This window comes from Lentzea terrae (assembly GCF_003265345.1).
Lineage (GTDB): Bacteria > Actinomycetota > Actinomycetes > Mycobacteriales > Pseudonocardiaceae > Lentzea > Lentzea terrae.
In genome coordinates, this window is record NZ_QFWW01000020.1 from 1 (window position 1) to 17,024 (window position 17,024).

Below are 17,024 nucleotides of genomic sequence, written 5' to 3' on the forward strand. Positions count from 1 at the left end.
CGAGGAATTGTGAGCGCTCACATTCGTTGGCGCACAAGGTGAACAGCTCTTCCAACTGATCCACCACGAGCAACACGCGCACGTCGTCCGGCCCGTTCGCCAGCTCGTTGCGCACGGCGATGTCGAACGCCGCCGGATCCGCGTTCAGGTCCAGCCGTTTGCCGAGCGCGTTGCTCAGCGCTTCGAGCGGGCGTGCGGTCGGGGTGATCACGATCGGCCGCCACGTCTCGTCGAGCCCGCCGACGACACCCGCTCTGAGCAGCGACGACTTGCCGCTGCCGGACGCACCGAACACGCCGACGACCGGGTGGCGCTCGATCCTGCGGGTGACCAGCTCGATCAGGTGGTCGCGGCCGAAGAACCACGGGTGGTGCTCGGGTTGGTAGGCCATCAGGCCGCGGTACGGGCAGTCCGTGCGGACGACCTTGGGCGGCGGGGCCTGGTCGAGCGGCCGGCCCTGCAGCATCGTCTCGTGCAGGCCGCGCAGTTCGGGGCCGGGTTCGATGCCGAGGTCGTCGATCAGCCGCTCGCGGGTTCTTCGGAAGGTCTCCAGCGCCTCTGCCTGCCGGTTCGCGCCGTACAGCGCGGTCATCAACTTGGCGTGCAACGGTTCCCGGTACGGGTGCTGCCGCGCCAGCTCCTGCAGGTCCCCGACGACCTCGGCGTGCCGGCCCAAAGCCAGCTCGGCCGTGACGCGTGCTTCCGCTGCCCGCAGCCGTGCCTCGTCGAGCCGCGCCGCGAACTGGTCGGGCAGGTCCGGGTAGGCCGGTCCGCGCCACTTGCCCAGCGCCTCCGCGAGCAGATCGGCGGCCTTCGCGGGGTTGCCGTCCGCGAGCGCCTGCTCGCCGTCCTCCAGCAACTGGTCGAACCTGGTCGAGTCCAGCTCGCCGGGTTCGACGGTGAGCTCGTACCCGACCGGCGTGCGGCTGATCCGGCCACCGAGCGCCCGCTTGAGCTGGTGAACGTACAGCCGGACGTTCTCCTGCGCCGAGGCCGGTGGCACCTCCCAGAGCGCCTCGATCAGCCGGTGCTGCGACACGGGCGTGTTCGCGTGCCTCAGCAACATCGCGAGCAGGATGCGCTGCTTCGCCGACCGCAGCGGCACCTCACCTTCGCCGGTGCGCACGACCAGCGGACCGAGCACCCGGAACTCCACGCGCCCTCCCCCACGAATCGGCGGAACCGTAGCAACGACCAGGCGTTATACGCAGGCGATACGAAGAAATACGCCCGTCCGCCAACCGTCTCGACGTGTGCGAACCATCCATGTCGCGCTGTCGCTGCACAGCGCTCTGCTGGCGAACAAGATCTCTTCCCGCCTCGCCGCCCTGCCGTGGGCTGCCCCAGGCACTCCCGCCGACGTGACCGTCACCGACGCTGCCAAGGCCGGCGGCCCGCGAACCGTCGCGGTGCTGCCTTCCGGCGCCGGGGTGGAGGGCTTGCTGCGGGCGGGAGTCACCGGACTCGTGCTCGCGGACGATCCTTTGGACGACATCGTGCGCGCGATTCACGACGTGCACGCGTTCGGCGGCTGGGTCTCGCCCCGCCTGGTGTCCTGCGTGCTGCCATCACCGCCGCCGACGTCGTTGACCCTGCGCGAACGCGAGACGTTGAAGTTGGTGGCCGAGGGCCGGGAGAACGCGGAGATCGCCGCCGCCATGTTCATCTCCGTCAGCGCGGTCAAGTTCCACGTCTCGAACCTGTTGCGCAAGTTCGGCTGCCGCGACCGCACCCAACTGGTCTCGCGACTAGGGCGCCCGCTGCCGGTGCTTTCCTAGCGTGCCTCACATGAGAATCCTCGTCGCGGGCTTGCTCGCCTTTTCCGTCCTAATAGGACTCGCCAGCCCTGCCCAGGCCGCGTTGCCAGCCTGGCCGAACGTGCGGATCGGCGCCACCGGTGCCGTCGTGCAGAGCGCCCAGCACCTGCTGCGCCACCGCGGTCACACCATCGCGGCCGACGGCGACTTCGGCTCGGGCACCGAGGCCGCAGTCAAGCAGTTCCAGTCGTCGGCAGGCCTGTCGGCCGACGGCGAGATCGGCCCGCTGACCTGGCCCAAGCTGATCGTGAGCGTGCAGCGCGGCAACAACAGCGAGGCCGTCCGCGCGGCCCAGGTCCAGCTCAACCGCTACGGCCACGGCCTGGTCGTCGACGGCGACTTCGGCACCGGCACCCACAACGCGGCCGTGGCGTTCCAGAGCTCGCACGGCCTGACCGCGGACGGCATCGTCGGCCCGAACACGTGGCAGGCCCTGATCGGCGGCACACCGTCCTCCGGCGGCTCCCACAGCCTGCCGCTCGCCCGCAGTGCGTTGCCGCGCAGCGAATACGACGACCCGCACCACGACTACCCGGCCATCGACCTGCCGGTGAACAACGTCCCGGCGTACGCGATGGTCAGCGGCACCGCCTACCGCATCGACCAGCCCAGCGGCTGCGGCTACGGCATCCGGATCGCCAAGGGCGGCGTCGACTACATCTACTGCCACTTCTCGGGGTGGTCGGTCGCGCACGGCCAGGCGGTGACGGCCGGCCAGCGCGTCGGCACCACCGGCAACACCGGCAACTCGACGGGCCCGCACCTGCACATCGCGATCAAGATCAGCGGCACCTCCTACTGCCCGCAGAACTTCCTGCTCGCGATCTACGACGGCCGCACCCCGCCCGCGCCGTCGTCGCTGCCTCGCACGGGCTGCTTCTACTGAATCGCGGTGCTGCCGCTGATCGTCGGGCTCGGCTGGTGCTGGGCGTAGCGGCTTCGCCATTGCACGGTGAGCCGCTCGCCCAGTGTCGCCGTGGCGAAGGCGACCTCGTACGAGTAGCTCTGGCCGGCTTTCAGCGGCTCGAAGAGAACAGGCCTGCCGTCGACGTCGGGCATGATCGGCTTGATCTTGCGCCCGTCGGTGGACGCTTCGAAGTCCTGGTCTCCGACTCTCCTGCCCTCGTCACGCGCGTTGAACACCGTCACCTTGACCACGGTCACCACCCGGTTCGGGGTTCCGTCGCGGTCCTGGAACTTCGGCGCCGACACCACGAGCCAGTCGCCGTTGGGCCACACCACGCGTTCGTCCCACGTGTACTCACGCGGGGTCGCCGAGGACGGGGGCGGTGCGGCCGGTGGGGGCGCGCCACAGCCGGCCAGCAGCAACACGACGGCGAGCTTCCCCAGGACACGTGGCACCCGAGCAGTATCTACGCCCCGCAGTGCTGGTGCACCGAATTCCTCGGGCAGCCCCCGGCGAGCCAGTCGCGTGTGCTCGCGAACGCGGCGTCGATCAGTTCGCGGGCGCGGCTGAAGTCGCCGGGCGACACCTCGAGCGGGCACAGCGACGGCACGACCTTCATCTCCACCACGTCCCGATAGCGCTCGACGTCCACCGCCAGCCGGTGGTTGACCAGCAACGTCAAGGCCTGCAAGGCGATACCGATCGCGCTGCGCGGCGGCGACGTCAACGCACACGCGTAACCGGTCGGCAGCACCCACACCTGGTCAGCACCTCGTTCGACCGCGTGCGACACGGGGTTGTTGTTCACGGCGCCGCCGTCCATCAGGTAGCGGCCGTCGAGCACCACCGGCGGGAAGACGGCCGGAATCGCGGTCGAGGCCAGCACCGCGTCGACCGCGGATCCTTTCGACAGGAAGACTTCCCCGCCCGACAACACGTCCGTGGCAATGACGTGGGCCGGCAGCTCCGTGCCGGTCAGGTCGATCTCGCCGAGCGAGCGTTCCAGCAGGCGGCGCAACCCGGACGGCGGCACGAGGTGGTCGCGAAAGCCCAGCAAACCGAGCACACCGCGCACCGGCCGGAGCGGGAAGACATCGGTGCGGCGCAACGAAACCCACAGTGCGGCCAGGGAGTCCACATCGGACGGGTACAGCGCGAACCACACGGCGTTGGCCGCGCCCACCGATGTGCCGACGACGAAGTCCGGGTGGACGCCGGCGTCGGTGAGCGCGGCCAGCATGCCGACCTCTATCGCGCCCAAGCTCCCACCGCCTGCGAGCACGAACGCGGCCGCCATCTCCTCATCCTCCCCGGAAGGCGCTCGCGGGGGCGAGGGGCCAAATTCCGCACAGGTGGCCCGCACACCACGAACGCCAGGAGCCGTCTCCTCCGGTCCAGGTGGCCAGACACCACCGAACCATCCCCGCGGGGTGAACCGCCGCACCCGATCCCCACCCCAGCCTGGGATTTCCAAGGCGACGAAAGGCGGTCAACGTGGTCAGCGCGGAAAAGCAGAGGCTCCAGGACGCCGGTCCCTGGCGCAAGTGGGGCCCGTACCTGAGCGAACGCCAGTGGGGCACGGTCAGGGAGGGCAACGACAGCAGCGATGCCTGGACGTCGTTCACCCACGACCAGGCCAGGTATCGGGCCTACCGGTGGGGCGAGGACGGGCTGGCCGGGTTCAGCGACGACCGGCAGCGCGTCTGCCTGGCGCTCGCGTTGTGGAACGGCGTCGACCCGATCCTCAAGGAACGGCTGTTCGGCCTGACCAACGGCGAGGGCAACCACGGCGAGGACGTCAAGGAGTGCTACTACTACCTCGACGCCACGCCGACGTCCTCGTACCTGCGCATGCTCTACAAGTACCCGCAGGCGAAGTTCCCCTACGAGGACCTGCGCGCCACGAACGCGGCGCGCGGCCGCACGGAGCCCGAGTACGAGCTGCTCGACACCGGGGTGTTCGACGACGACCGCTACTTCGACGTGGAAGTCGAATACGCCAAGGCAGGGCCCGAGGACGTGCTGATGCGCGTCACTGCCCACAACCGCGGCCCGGACGACGCGACGCTGCACGTCCTCCCGACGCTGTGGTTCCGGCACACGTGGTCGTGGGCGGGTGATGTCCGGATACCGTCGCTGCACACCTGCGAGCCCGGAACCGTGCGCGCCGAGCATCCGGACCTCGGCACCAGGTGGTGGTACGTCGCGCCGCCCGCGCCGATCCTGGTGACCGAGAACGAGACCGACAACGAGCGGGTGTTCGGGTCGCCCAACGTCACCCCGCACGTCAAGGACGGCATCGAACGCGCGGTGATCCACAGCGATCAACAAGCGGTCGCCCAGGACGGCGTCGGCACGAAAGCCGCGGCCCACCACGAGTTGCGCATCCCGGCCGGACGAGCCGCGACGATCAGGGTCCGGCTCACCGACAGCAGCCTGAACGACCCGTTCCTGGACTTCGACGCCATCGTCAGCCAACGGCGGGACGAGGCCGACGACTTCTACGACGAGGTGCTCGGCGGTGATCCCCGCAGCGAGGAACGGCTGGTGTGCCGGCAGGCGCTGGCCGGGCTGTTGTGGTCGCGGCAGTACTACGCGTTCGACGTCGAGCGCTGGCTGACCGAGCGCGGCGTCGATCCCCTCGGCGCGGACCAGAACTGGCGGCACCTGGTCGCCGAGGACGTCATCTCCATGCCGGACAAGTGGGAGTACCCGTGGTTCGCCGCCTGGGACCTGGCCTTCCACGCGGTGCCGCTGGTGATCGTCGACCCGGAGCTCGCGAAGCAGCAGATCGAGCTGTTGCTGGGACGTCGCTACCAGCACCCGAACGGCCAGATTCCGGCCTACGAGTGGAACTTCGGCGACGTCAACCCGCCGGTGCACGCGTGGGCCGCGTGGTTCGTCTACCAGTACGACCGTGACGAGGAGTTCCTGAAAAGGGTGTTCCCGCCGCTGCTCAAGGCGTTCGGCTGGTGGTTGAACCGCAAGGACGCGGACGGCAGGAACCTGTTCCAGGGCGGGTTCCTCGGGCTCGACAACATCGGTGTGTTCGACCGCAGCGCGCCGCTGCCCACCGGCGGGCGGATCGACCAGGCCGACGGCACCGCGTGGATGGCGCTGTACTGCCAGAACCTCGTCCAGATGGCGCTCGAGCTGGGCGAGCTCGACGAGGCCGCCACGCTGCTGGAGAGCCTCGCCTGGATCGCGGCGGCCACGAACCACGTCGGCAGCGGGTTGTGGAACGAGGAGGACGGCTTCTTCCACGACGTCCTGCGGCATCCGGACGGCAGCTCGACGCCGTTGAAGGTCCGGTCCGCCGTCGGACTGCTGCCGCTCGCCGCCGCGACGGTGATCAGCCAGGACGTCCGCCGCGAGCATCCCGAACTGATCGACGGCATGCGCGAGTTCCTCGACCGGCATCCGGCGGTCAAAGCCGCCTTGTGGGGGCACGGCGCACAGGCCGACGCGACCGGGCCCGTGCTGTTCTCGTTGTTCGACGAGAGCCGGTTGCGGCGGATCCTCGCCCGCGTGCTCGACCCGCAGGAGTTCCTGTCGCCGCACGGGATCCGCTCGTTGTCGCGGTGGCACGCCGAGCACCCGTACACGCTCACCGTCGACGGCGTCGAGCACCACGTGGGCTACCTGCCCGCGGAGTCCGACAGCGGGATGTTCGGCGGCAACTCCAACTGGCGCGGCCCGGTGTGGCTGCCGATCAACGTGCTGGTGATCAGGGCGTTGCGGCACCTGCACGAGTACTTCGGCGACGACTTCACCGTGGAGTGCCCGACCGGCTCCGGGCGGCACCTCACCCTCCGCGAGGTGGCGCAGGACATCGGCGAGCGGCTGCTCGACACGTTCCGGACCGGTGTGGACGGTCGCCCGGTCCACGGTGGACAGACGCGGTACCGGGACCCGCACTGGCGTGATCTACCGCTGTTCTACGAGTACCTGCACGGCGACAACGGCGCGGGCATCGGCGCCAGCCACCAGACCGGGTGGACCGCGCTGGTCGCCCTGCTGCCGCGGGAGGTGGCCCGATGAGCCGGCCGGACCAACCCGTGATCTACGAGCTCAACACCGCCGTGTGGCTGGGCGAGCTGTCCCGCGCCGCCGGACGGGAGGTCACCCTCGGCGACGTGCCCTCGTCCGCCTGGCACGACGTCACGCCCGCCGGCGTTGACGCGGTGTGGCTGATGGGCGTGTGGGAACGCAGCGTGCCGGGCCTCGCGATGGCGAACGCGCATCCCGGCCCGCGGGCATCGTTCCACGAGGCGCTGCCGGATCTGCGACCAGAAGACGTCGCGGGCTCACCGTACTGCGTGCGTCGCTACGCCGTGGCCTGGCCGGGTCGTGCATCGTGACCAGGCCGAGCAGTTCCACGTTGCCCCGCAAGGCTTCCTCGGACAGCTCGCTGCCCGCCGCGCGGCCGATCGCGAGCACCCGCAGACCGGCGGCGGACAGGTCCTCGGCTTCGGCGTGGTGGTCGCGGCCGGCGAGGGCGAGGACCCGTTCGACCGCGCCCTTGACGTAGACCACGTCGTTGGCGTGCCGGGTCGCCATGAACATCCGTTCCGAGCTGAACGGCAGGACGTCCACGCGTTCCGGCACGTCGGTGTCGTCCAGGCCGGCCTTGCGCGCGGCCACGAGGTGAACACGAACGCGACGAACCCGCCGAGCACGCCGACCGCGAGCACCACGACCAGGCCCGTCGCCAGGACACGTGGCACGCCGTGCCGGGTGAGCCAGAACGCCGCCGGCCGCAGCAACGCGGACAGCAGCACGGCGATGGACAGCGGGATGACCACCACGGCCAGCCGTCCCAGCACGTAGCCCGCGGCCCACACCGTCACGCCGATGACCAACAACTGCAGGCACACCAACGACACGGCACGCAGCCGCTGTCCTGCCGTCACGATCCCGGCTTCCGCCAACGGCGCTCGGCCAAACCGGCGAGCGCCCGAACCGGTGAACGCGGCCGCACCCGTCCACCGGCGCCGCAAGTAGGTTGAGCGCCATGACCTCCCAACCCTCGCTGCAGGAAATCGCGCCCGGTGTGCACGCCTGGATCCAGCCCGACGGCACGTGGTGGATCAACAACGCGGGCGCCGTCCACTCCGGCGGCGAAGTCGTGCTCGTCGACACGTGCGCGACCGCTCGCCGCACGAGGCTCTTCCTCGACGCGGTCGACGCGGCCACCGGCGGGGCGCCCGTCCGCCTCGCCGTGAACACGCATCTGCACGGTGATCACGTGTACGGCAACGCGCTGCTGCCCAACTCCACCGTGATCGTGGCGCACGAGCACACCCGGCAGGGCATCCTGCAGGACTTCATCCTCGCCCACACGCCGCCGGTGTGGTCGCCGACGCCGGAGTGGGGCGTCGACGCGGTCCGCGCGCCCACGCTGTCGTTCCGCGACGAGGTCACCCTGTACGCGGGCACGAAGCCGGTCGTGGTGCGGCATCCCGGGTACGCCGCGCACACCGTGGGCGACGCGGTCGCGTGGTTGCCGGAGGAGCGCGTGCTGTTCACCGGCGATCTGGTGTTCCACCGGGTGACACCGATGATCGCGATGGGCTCGCTGGAGGGCGCGCTGCGGTCGCTCGACTGGCTCGCCGCGTTCGAACCGGCCGTGGCGGTGCCCGGCCACGGGCCGATCGTTCCCGGTGCGGACTTCGCCGAGGTGCTGGACGAGCACCGGCGCTATTACGGGTTCGTGCGCGACACCGCTGTCACGGGACGGGAGAAGGGCTGGACGCCGCTGGAGGCCGCGCGGGAGGCCGACCTCGGCGAGTTCGCCGACCTGCCGGACGCCGAACGACTGGTGCTCAACCTGCACCGCGCCTACGCCGACGCGGACGGGGTGGACATCAACGTCGCCGCCGCGCTCGGTGACGCCATCGCCTACAACGGAGGCCCGCTGGCCTGTTCGGTGTGAGTGGAACGCCGAGCGGTTTCCGCCTTGCGCGGATCTCCGCGGGCGAACCGCGAACCCCGCCCGCACTGCGCAGCGGGCGGGCTTCGTGACGTGGTCCCGAGTGGACGCTCACGACACGTCAGCGCGCGAACACAAACCGTTGCCGCGTAACGATATTGCTCTCCCGCCGATGTCCAGAGCACCGGACCGGAAGGGGGCCGCAATGTCGCCGCGCCCTTGGCTGAGGACAGCCCTGCTCACAATGGTTCTGCTCGCGCCCGCGATCGTGGTGGTGCCGCCCGCCGCCCAGGCGGCGGTGCTGCCGCCGAACTTCCAGGACCGGGTGGTGCTGAGCGGGCTCACCAACCCGATCGACGTCGAGTTCGCCGCGGACGGACGCGTGTTCGTGGCCCAGAAGAACGGTGTCATCAGGGTTTTCGACAACCTGGCCGACACCACGCCGACGACGTTCGCCGACCTGTCCGCGAGCGTGCACGACTTCTGGGACCGCGGCATGCTCGGCTTCGCGCTGCACCCCGCTTTCCCGGCGAATCCGTCCGTGTACGCGCTGTACGCCTACGACCCGAGCGGGCGGTGGGGTGACGGCTGCCCGACCCCGCCTGGTCCCACGACCGACGGGTGTCTGGTGTACGGGAGGCTGTCCCGGCTGACCGCGAGCGGCAACACCACGACCGGCGCGGAGCAGGTGCTGATCCAGGACTGGTGCCAGCAGTACCCGAGCCACTCCGTCGGCACGCTGCTGTTCGGCCGCGACGGCGCGTTGTACGTGAGCAGCGGTGACGGCGCGAGCTTCACCAACGTCGACTACGGCCAGTACGGAGCCAACTATCCCCTTAACCAGGCCAACCCGTGTGGCGATCCGCCGGGCGGCGTCGGGACCGCGCTCACGCCGCCGAACGCACAGGGCGGTGCGTTGCGCAGCCAGAGCATCCGCCGCCCGAGCGGCCCGGTGACGCTGGACGGAACGGTGCTGCGCATCGACCCGGCCACCGGCGCCGGCCTGCCGGACAACCCGTTCGCGGCCTCGGCCGACCCCAACGCGCGGCGCGTGATCGGCTGGGGCCTGCGCAACCCGTTCCGGATGACCCAGCGGCCGGGCAGCGACGAGCTGTGGATCGGCGACGTCGGCTGGACCAACTGGGAGGAGATCAACCGGCTCACCACCAACCGCAACTTCGGCTGGCCCTGCTACGAGGGTGCCGGGGCGCAAAGTGGTTACCAGAGCGCCGGTCTCGCCTCGTGCTCGCAGCTGTACAGCACGCCCGGTTCGGTCGCGGCGCCGTACTACGCCTACAACCACAGCGCGTGCGTGGTGAACTACACCGGTTGCCGCACCGGCAGCTCGTCGATCACCGGCATCGCCTTCTACGGAGGCGGTTCCTACCCGGCCGAGTACAACGGCGCGTTGTTCTTCGGCGACCACAGCCGCAACGAGATCTGGGCGATGATGCCGGGCACCAACGGCCTGCCCGACCCCGCGCAACGCAGGTGCTTCGTCTGCGCGGACTCCTCCGGCGCGGCCGCAGGCCACCCGGTCGCTCTGAAGATCGGGCCGAACGGCGACCTGTTCTACGTCAACATGGACAACGGGACTATCCACCGGATCACCTACACCGCGGCGAACCAGGCGCCGACCGCGCGCATCAGCGCCACCCCGACGACCGGCAACGCGCCGTTGACGGTGAACTTCAGCGGCACCGCGTCGACCGACCCGGAAGGCTCCCCGTTGGCCTACAGCTGGGACCTCAACGGCGACGGTCTGTTCGGCGACGCGACAACGCCGACGGCGACCCACACCTACACGTCGTCCGGCAACTTCGTCGCGTCGTTGCGCGTCACGGATCCCCAAGGCGCCGCCCACACGGCGACGGTCACGATCACCGTGGGCAACACCCCGCCCAGCCCGGTGATCGACTCGCCGTCGGCCGCGGTGCGCTGGAAGGTCGGTGACGCGATCAACTTCTCCGGCCGCGCGACCGACACGCAGGACGGCACGATTCCCGCGTCCGGGCTGAGCTGGTCGTTGGTGCTGAACCACTGCTTCAGCGCGACCGACTGCCACGAGCACGTCCTGCAGACGTTCTCCGGTGTCGCAAGTGGACAGTTCGCGGCACCTGACCACCAATATCCGTCGCACCTGCAACTGCGGTTGACCGCAACGGATTCCGGCGGGCTCAGCACCACAACGAGCGTGCGGCTCGACCCGCAGACGGTGCAGCTCACGTTCAAGACCAACCCCGGAGGGCTCAAGCTGACCGGGTTCGGGTTCAACGAGGGCGCGACGGCGACGCCGTTCACCGTCACCGTGATCGTCGGGTCCAGCAACTCGGTGAGCGCGCCCGAATCGCAGGTCGTCAACCGGTCGACCTACTTCTTCTCCTCGTGGTCGAACGGAGGCGCGAAGGACCACACGCTGATCGCACCCGCGGTCAACACCGTCTACACCGCCTACTACCGGAAGCGATGACGAGAGCCCACCCTGCCACTGTCCGATCCGGACAATGGCAGGGTGGATCGCCAGTCCCTACGCGGACTTCACCTCCGCGATGTGCTCGTCGAGCCACGTGCGGAAGTTCTTCAGCCGCGGGTTGAGCGCGCGCACGAGGTCGAGGTCGCGCGCGCCGACGAAGTCGCGCTCACCCTCGGTGTAGAACTGGAACATGTTGCCGAGCTCGTCACCACCGGGCAACCCGAGCGCCCGGAACTGGTCGTGCGGCACCGGGTAGTAGGACACCGGCTCGCCCAGTGCGGCGGCGAACGCCTCGGCGTACTCCACGCCGGTCAGGTGCTCGCCGGCGATGCTCACGACGCTGTCCTGATGCTTGTCCCCCGCCGAGGAACACGCCGTGAGCGGTGCGGCCGATGTCCTCGGACGCGATGCCCGGCAGCTTGGCCTCCCCCATCGGCAGTGTCAGCACGAGCTTGCCGTCCTCGCCGCGCTGCGGTTTGAAGTGCTCGGCGAGGTTGTCCCAGTAGAAGGTGGTGCGCAGGAACGTCGTCGGGACACCCGACGCGCGGAAGAACTCGTCCGCCTCGGCCTTGGCGTCGAAGTGCGGCACCGTGTAGCGCTCCTGGAGCACCGGCACCCGCCCGTCGAGGACCCCGCGCGTGTCCTCCAGCGTCGACCAGACGACGTGGGCGACGCCGGCCGCCTTGACGGCCCGCGCGGCGCGCGCGGCCTGGGCCAGCTCGACGTCCGCGGAGAAGCTCTCCCAGAAGTTGGTCACCACGAAAACGCCGTGCGCGCCTTCGAAGGCCTTGAACAGCGAGTCCTCGTCCTCCAGGCTGGCTTCGACGACCTCGGCACCGCGGTCGGCGAGCGCGACGGCCTTCGGTGCGGTCGCACTGCGCGTGATGGCCCGGACCCGGAACGGACCGTCGGGGTCGGCGAGGACGGCGTCGACCAGTCCCCCGCCCTGAGCACCCGTCGCCCCCAGCACCGCGATGATCTTCTTGTCGCTCAACTTCGCTCCCCGGAACTGTGTCACCGCCCAGCGCGGCAACTTACCTAGTTAGACAGGTAAGTTGCGCAGAGAATTCCCGAGGCGGGCTGTGGCCTGGGTCACCGAGCCCGGGGAGGCCGGACCCGCGCGGGACGTGGAGCATGAGCACGTGGCACGAGAAGAACGAGCGGTTCCCACAGCCGCGGCGAGCGGACCGGTCAGCCATCAGCTGTTCCGGGCCGCGCGGCTGCACCGGATGCTGGCGGGGTACCTGCTCCGCGACCTCGGCCTGCACCGCGGCCAGGAGCTGCTGCTGATGCACCTGTGGGACTCGGGCCCTGCGCGGCAGACCGAGCTGATCGAGGTGCTGGACTCCGACTCGCCGACCATGACCAGGATGGTGCAGCGGCTCGAAAAAGCCGGTCTGGTCGAACGCGTGCCCGACCCCACCGACGGCCGGGCCAGCCTGGTGTCCACCACCGCCGCGAGCGAGACGCTGCGGCGGCAGATCGAGCAGATGTGGCACGACCTGGAGGTGGCGACCGTCGGCGACCTCACCCCCGCCGACCTCTCCCCCGTGCTGGCGACGCTGGGCCGGATCGAGGCGAACCTCGCGAAGGCGGTCGCCCGCATCCGGCTCACGCCGTAGCCATCAGCCCGTCGAGCGGTCGCCGAGGAACTCAGCCGGCCGGAAGCCGATGAACGCGGCCGGGCCCAGCCCGAGCGACTCGGCGCGCGCCTGCAGCCGGCGCGGATCGGCCAGCCCGTCCCAGCGACCGGTCTCGATGCGCGTCTCCATCGTCACCACCGAAGCGACCAGTTCGGCCGGCGTGAAGGTGCAGTGCCCCGCACGGTCGGTGTACGCCTGCCGATGCAGTCCGGTGGAACCGCCGTGGCGCACGTCTTCGGCGTATTCCTCCTGGTGCTGCACCGGAACCAGGCCGTCGTCGGTCGTGTGCAACGTGAGCACCGGCATGGCGAGCCGTCCGGTCACCGTGGACGTCCTGCGCATCCAGTCGTGCGCCGCAGGATCGGCCGTCACGGTCGCCGTGCGCGTCAGCAGGTTCAGGTCGGCGCCCAGATCGGCGCCTGCCCGCCCGTACAGCCGCGCCACCTGGGCGAGGCGGCCCGACTCGGCGAGCTGCCGCCAGTAGTTCACGCCCTTGTTCCAGCTGGGGTTGCCGCCCGCGCTCCGCTCCACGTCGTAGCGGCCGAACAGGATGAACGGCAGGATCGCGCGCAGGTTCTGGACCTGGCCGGCCACCTGCGCGTCGAGGTCGCCCGGCGCGGGCTTCGGCTGTCCCGCGACCCACGACGGCTCCTGGTAGAGGGCCGTGACCAACGCGAGCCGCGCGCGACCGGCCGGACTGGCCTGAGCCTGGTCCAGCGCGGCGATCATCCGGCCCGTCGTGGCCGCGACCTCGGCCTGGTCGCCGAACCGGACGAGCTTGACCTGCTCGCCCGCGAGGAGCAGCTGCGCGATCGCGTGCGATCCGTCCAGCTGGTAGTTGTGCAGGTCGACCCCGCCACCCATCAGGCCGCAGGTCGCGACGGCGCCGTCGAGCCGCCCTCTCCCCCGTTCGGCGAGCTGGCCGGTGACCATGCCGCCGAACGACGTCCCGAGTGCGATGGCGCGCCGAGGTTTGCCGATGATCCCGGTGACGGCCTGGAGCGTGTCGAGCCCGTCCTGGGCCGCGGTGTCGGCGACCCAGCCCGGCCGGGAGTACGAGGAACCGGCCAGCGCGTAGCCGCGCGCCAGCAGGGCTTCCGCGGTGGCCGGGTCGGGGCTGTTGACCGGCGGGTTGGCCGGGCCGGGGTTGTAACCGTGGCTGTAGAGCAGCAGCGTGCCGTTCCAGTTCGCGGGCACGTCAGCGATCCAGCTCGCGCCGTTCGGCAGGACCCCGTCGTAGCGGGTCGCCGGTGCGGCCTGGGCCGTGGTGGGCACCAGGCCCAGCACGGCCATCGAGGTGATCACTGTGGCGGCGAGCAGTCGTCGGACAGTCTTCACAGTGCTGCGCCCCTTGCGTCGTCGGAGAAGGCGAGCGATCTCGACGCACGACGTTAGGCATTTCCATGACGACCGTCAACAGAACATCGAACCTCAATGTGCGGGGCGCCGTCGCCAACACTGACGACGGCGCCACCGACCCCCGACTAGATCCGCTCGGACTCGACCGTCGTCGCGGGCTCGCTACCCGGCTGCCGGCGGTCCTCGAGCTTGATCTCGCACTTGCTGACCAGTGCGACACCGGCACCGATCGTCGTGGCGACCGGCGCCGCCAGCGCCGCGAACACCCCGAGCGCCACCGGCACCTCGAGCACCACGTCGTCCTTGCTGTCACGCACCACGACGTGGCGGTTGATGCCCTCGCTGACCAGCCCGCGCACGGCGTTGACCACCGAGTCGACGGCGGTACGGGCGGCCTCGGGCTTGGGTTCGGTCATGACTCTCCTCGACTGTGGATCTCCCCTTGACGACTCCAGAGTGCCCGCCTCCGGTACCCGTCGGCATCAGGGTTTCCCCCCGACCTCCACCTGATTTCCCCCTCAGCGACTCAGTGGTTCACCTCCGCCGAACTAGGTGTTCATTTGGTTGCTCATTGACAGCCCCGGTGCGCACTCGACACGCTGCAACTCCCTGCGATCGGAAGGTGCCCTGTCGTGAAACTCCGCTTCGTCTTACCGGTGCTCGCCCTGTTGCTCGGGTTCGTGGTCACACCTGCCGCGGCTCAGGCGGAACCCGTGCTCGCCGATGCCTGCTACACCTGGGGACGCACCCTGTCGGAAGGCGCGTCCGGCGACGACGTGCGCCAGCTGCAGATCCGGGTGGCCGGCTATCCCGGTCACGGCGGCGTCCTCGGCCTCGACGGGCAGTTCGGCCCCGGCACGAAGGCCGCCGTGACGCGGTTCCAGCAGGCCTACGGTCTCGGCGCCGACGGCATCGCCGGGCCCGCCACGTTCGCCAAGATCTACGAACTGCAGGACAACGACTGCACTCCGGTCAACTTCTCCTACGACGAGCTGAACAACTGCAACTCCGACTGGTCGGGCGGCAACGTGTCCGCGGCGACCGCGCGGGCCAACGCCCTGGTGTCCATGTGGAAGCTGCAGGCCATGCGGCACGCAATGGGCGACCGGCCGATCGACGTCAACGGTGGCTTCCGGAGCGTCGCCTGCAACAACGCCGTCGGCGGCTCCCCCACGAGCCGGCACCTGTACGGCGACGCCGTCGACCTGGGCGCCGGTCCGCAGGGCTTCTGCGCGCTGGCCCGGCAGGCGCGCAACCACGGTTTCAACGAGATCCTCGGCCCCGGTTACGCAGGCCACGACGACCACGTCCACGTCGCGCACCGCTCCACGCGCTTCTGGTCCGCGCCGACCTGCGGCGTGTCCGGCTGACGATCACTTCGCCGACAGGATCCGCTGGTTCCACCAGGTGTCGAGACTGTCGAGAGTGTTGACGTCGCCCGGTCGCTTCAGCACCCCGACGGTGAGCGTCCGGGTGTCGACCCACCACACCTGGGCGGTGCCGTCGGCGAGGAAGCACGTGGTGAACTCGCCGGGCAACGGGCCGGAGGTGTCGCGGTGGTAGAGCGCGTAGTGGACGGGGTCCGACTTGGGCCGGCAGCCACCGCGGTCGTCCATCCGCGGGATTCCCCGGCTGGTCACCAACGCCCGGAAGAACGCGTCCTGGGTGGCGCGGTCGCCGAACAGCCGGAAGTCTGCCTCGTCCGGCGGTGGGAAGTAAGGCTCCCACCCGCCCGGACTGGGGCAGCGGACGGCGGCGACCGCGCCCCCGTCCGGGGTGAAGGGCACGCACGTGTCGGCGGGCTTGTAGACGGCAGGCAGCGCGGCCAGCAGCGCGGCCACCTGTGGCGACCGCGTCGTGGTTGTCGTTGTGGACGTCGTCGTGGTTGTCGTGCTCGTCAGGGTGGTGCCGGCGCCGCGCGTCTTGTCGCCGTTGCCGTAGACCAGCGCTGTCACGACGAGCACCGCCGCGACCACCAGACCGGCGGCGATCAGGGCCGGTGACGCGGTGCCCGGCTCGGTGGACCGTTTCGGCCGTGAGCGCACCGGGGTGGTCTCGGCGGTCTGCTGGACAGGAGCCGAGATGGCCAGCGCCGCCGCCCGTGCCAACGCTCCCGCGGTGGCGTAGCGGTCGGCGGGGTTCTTGGCCATCCCCTTCGCGATCACGTCGTCCAACGCCGCCGGGACCGCCGGGTTCAGCGCCGACGCCTTGGGCGGCACTTCCTTGAGGTGCGCCCAGATCTGAGCTTCCGCGCCCTCCGCGACGAACGGAGGCCGGCCGACCACACAGGAGAACAGGACGCACGCCAGGGCGTAGATGTCCGCGCGGGCGTCCACCGGGCCGCCCTCGAACCGTTCGGGCGCCATGTAGTCGAGCGTGCCGACCACCGAGCCGGACGCCGTCAGGGCCGTCGCGGACGGCGAGACGCTGCGGGCGATGCCGAAGTCCACCAGGTACACGAAGTCGCCGGAGGTCACGAGGACGTTGGACGGCTTCACGTCGCGGTGCACGAGCCCGTCGGCGTGTGCGGCGTCCAGGGCGCTCGCCACCTGCTCGACGATGCGCACGGCTCGCGCCGGTTCGACGGGCCCCCTGCGGATCAGGTCCGCCAGGTCGAACCCCTCCACCAGCCGCATGTCCAGGTAGAGCCGGCCGTCGATCTCACCGTAGGCGTGGATGGGAATGACGTGCGGCTCGCGCAGCCGGGCGACGATCTGGGCCTCGCGGCGGAACCGGGCGCGGTACTCCTCGTCGTCGTGGTGGCCGGGCGACAGCCTCTTGAGCGCCACGAACCGGTCGTGCGCCGTGTCGTAGGCCCGGTGCACCTCGCCCATCCCACCCCGGCCGAGCAACTGCTCGATCCGGTACGGCCCGAACGTCTCCCGCGTCATCG

Annotated in this window: 16 protein-coding genes and 1 pseudogene; 8 read left to right on the top strand and 9 right to left on the bottom strand. The window is 70.3% G+C overall.

Features of this window, described 5'->3' with window-relative positions; genetic code table 11:
• The coding region (locus DI276_RS22140) for an AfsR/SARP family transcriptional regulator (RefSeq protein ID WP_198680817.1) at window positions 1-1,156 on the bottom strand (1,156 nt) is incomplete at its 3' end.
• 97 nt (window positions 1,157-1,253) lie between these two features.
• Here DI276_RS22140 and DI276_RS22145 point away from each other — a divergent pair.
• Window positions 1,254-1,778, top strand: a complete 525-nt coding sequence (locus tag DI276_RS22145) for a helix-turn-helix transcriptional regulator (RefSeq protein ID WP_157984867.1) — start codon at window positions 1,254-1,256, stop codon at window positions 1,776-1,778.
• A gap of 10 nt (window positions 1,779-1,788) precedes the next feature.
• A complete protein-coding gene (locus tag DI276_RS22150; RefSeq protein WP_112266330.1) occupies window positions 1,789-2,703 on the top strand; it encodes a peptidoglycan-binding protein in 915 nt (304 codons plus the stop codon).
• On the opposite strand, the gene DI276_RS22155 is transcribed toward DI276_RS22150, so the two are convergent.
• Both DI276_RS22155 and DI276_RS22160 read right to left on the bottom strand, forming a co-directional pair.
• Entirely contained in the window at window positions 2,697-3,179 is a 483-nt protein-coding gene (locus DI276_RS22155) for a hypothetical protein (protein ID WP_112266332.1), read from the bottom strand. The two genes, DI276_RS22150 and DI276_RS22155, sit on opposite strands and share 7 nt — an antisense overlap.
• An 11-nt stretch (window positions 3,180-3,190) precedes the next feature.
• Entirely contained in the window at window positions 3,191-4,021 is an 831-nt protein-coding gene (locus tag DI276_RS22160; protein ID WP_112266334.1) for a patatin-like phospholipase family protein, read from the bottom strand.
• A gap of 197 nt (window positions 4,022-4,218) precedes the next feature.
• On the opposite strand from DI276_RS22160, the gene DI276_RS22165 reads away from it, so the two are divergent.
• Together DI276_RS22165 and DI276_RS51150 are read left to right on the top strand one after the other, a co-directional pair.
• A complete protein-coding gene (locus tag DI276_RS22165) occupies window positions 4,219-6,765 on the top strand; it encodes an MGH1-like glycoside hydrolase domain-containing protein (protein ID WP_112266336.1) in 2,547 nt (848 codons plus the stop codon).
• Window positions 6,762-7,085 (top strand): alpha-amylase family protein, encoded by a 324-nt coding sequence (locus DI276_RS51150; RefSeq protein WP_198680892.1) that lies wholly within the window; start codon window positions 6,762-6,764, stop codon window positions 7,083-7,085. Before DI276_RS22165 ends, DI276_RS51150 begins: the two co-directional genes overlap by 4 nt.
• Window positions 7,086-7,269: 184 nt before the next feature.
• Here DI276_RS51150 and DI276_RS53275 read toward each other — a convergent pair.
• A pseudogene (locus DI276_RS53275) lies at window positions 7,270-7,740 on the bottom strand (hypothetical protein); the annotation flags it as partial.
• On the opposite strand from DI276_RS53275, the gene DI276_RS22175 reads away from it, so the two are divergent.
• Together DI276_RS22175 and DI276_RS22180 are read left to right on the top strand one after the other, a co-directional pair.
• Window positions 7,739-8,659 (top strand): MBL fold metallo-hydrolase, encoded by a 921-nt coding sequence (locus tag DI276_RS22175; protein WP_112266338.1) that lies wholly within the window; start codon window positions 7,739-7,741, stop codon window positions 8,657-8,659. The pseudogene DI276_RS53275 and the gene DI276_RS22175 sit on opposite strands and share 2 nt — an antisense overlap.
• Before the next feature lie 241 nt (window positions 8,660-8,900).
• Window positions 8,901-11,126 (top strand): PQQ-dependent sugar dehydrogenase, encoded by a 2,226-nt coding sequence (locus tag DI276_RS22180; protein WP_112266340.1) that lies wholly within the window; start codon window positions 8,901-8,903, stop codon window positions 11,124-11,126.
• A gap of 57 nt (window positions 11,127-11,183) precedes the next feature.
• On the opposite strand, the gene DI276_RS52270 is transcribed toward DI276_RS22180, so the two are convergent.
• Together DI276_RS52270 and DI276_RS22185 are read right to left on the bottom strand one after the other, a co-directional pair.
• The gene (locus DI276_RS52270) at window positions 11,184-11,378 is read right to left on the bottom strand and encodes a hypothetical protein (protein WP_232836823.1); all 195 of its coding nucleotides are present in this window, start codon (window positions 11,376-11,378) and stop codon (window positions 11,184-11,186) included.
• Window positions 11,335-12,123 (bottom strand): NmrA/HSCARG family protein, encoded by a 789-nt coding sequence (locus tag DI276_RS22185; protein WP_232836824.1) that lies wholly within the window; start codon window positions 12,121-12,123, stop codon window positions 11,335-11,337. The genes DI276_RS52270 and DI276_RS22185 overlap by 44 nt, the downstream gene beginning before the upstream one ends.
• Before the next feature lie 148 nt (window positions 12,124-12,271).
• Here DI276_RS22185 and DI276_RS22190 point away from each other — a divergent pair, with 148 nt between their 5' ends.
• The gene (locus DI276_RS22190) at window positions 12,272-12,751 is read left to right on the top strand and encodes a MarR family winged helix-turn-helix transcriptional regulator (RefSeq protein ID WP_232836825.1); all 480 of its coding nucleotides are present in this window, start codon (window positions 12,272-12,274) and stop codon (window positions 12,749-12,751) included.
• A 3-nt stretch (window positions 12,752-12,754) separates the two neighbouring features.
• On the opposite strand, the gene DI276_RS22195 is transcribed toward DI276_RS22190, so the two are convergent.
• Together DI276_RS22195 and DI276_RS22200 are read right to left on the bottom strand one after the other, a co-directional pair.
• Complete coding sequence (locus tag DI276_RS22195) at window positions 12,755-14,110, bottom strand: alpha/beta fold hydrolase (protein WP_157984868.1); 1,356 nt, start codon at window positions 14,108-14,110, stop codon at window positions 12,755-12,757.
• 146 nt (window positions 14,111-14,256) lie between these two features.
• Entirely contained in the window at window positions 14,257-14,547 is a 291-nt protein-coding gene (locus DI276_RS22200) for a DUF4342 domain-containing protein (protein ID WP_112266344.1), read from the bottom strand.
• 216 nt (window positions 14,548-14,763) lie between these two features.
• On the opposite strand from DI276_RS22200, the gene DI276_RS22205 reads away from it, so the two are divergent.
• A complete protein-coding gene (locus tag DI276_RS22205) occupies window positions 14,764-15,501 on the top strand; it encodes a D-Ala-D-Ala carboxypeptidase family metallohydrolase (protein WP_112266346.1) in 738 nt (245 codons plus the stop codon).
• A gap of 3 nt (window positions 15,502-15,504) precedes the next feature.
• Here DI276_RS22205 and DI276_RS22210 read toward each other — a convergent pair whose 3' ends face one another.
• Window positions 15,505-17,022 (bottom strand): serine/threonine-protein kinase, encoded by a 1,518-nt coding sequence (locus DI276_RS22210; RefSeq protein ID WP_112266348.1) that lies wholly within the window; start codon window positions 17,020-17,022, stop codon window positions 15,505-15,507.
• Window positions 17,023-17,024 lie beyond the last annotated feature (2 nt).

Bases quoted from the DNA above. Each gene is read 5' to 3' on its own strand.
- DI276_RS22150 (WP_112266330.1), top strand. From the start codon at position 1,789: ATGAGAATCCTCGTCGCGGGCTTGCTCGCCTTTTCCGTCCTAATAGGA.
- DI276_RS22160 (WP_112266334.1), bottom strand. From the start codon at position 4,021: ATGGCGGCCGCGTTCGTGCTCGCAGGCGGTGGGAGCTTGGGCGCGATA.
- DI276_RS51150 (WP_198680892.1), top strand. From the start codon at position 6,762: ATGAGCCGGCCGGACCAACCCGTGATCTACGAGCTCAACACCGCCGTG.
- DI276_RS22175 (WP_112266338.1), top strand. From the start codon at position 7,739: ATGACCTCCCAACCCTCGCTGCAGGAAATCGCGCCCGGTGTGCACGCC.
- DI276_RS22180 (WP_112266340.1), top strand. From the start codon at position 8,901: ATGGTTCTGCTCGCGCCCGCGATCGTGGTGGTGCCGCCCGCCGCCCAG.
- DI276_RS22200 (WP_112266344.1), bottom strand. From the start codon at position 14,547: ATGACCGAACCCAAGCCCGAGGCCGCCCGTACCGCCGTCGACTCGGTG.
- DI276_RS22210 (WP_112266348.1), bottom strand. From the start codon at position 17,022: ATGACGCGGGAGACGTTCGGGCCGTACCGGATCGAGCAGTTGCTCGGC.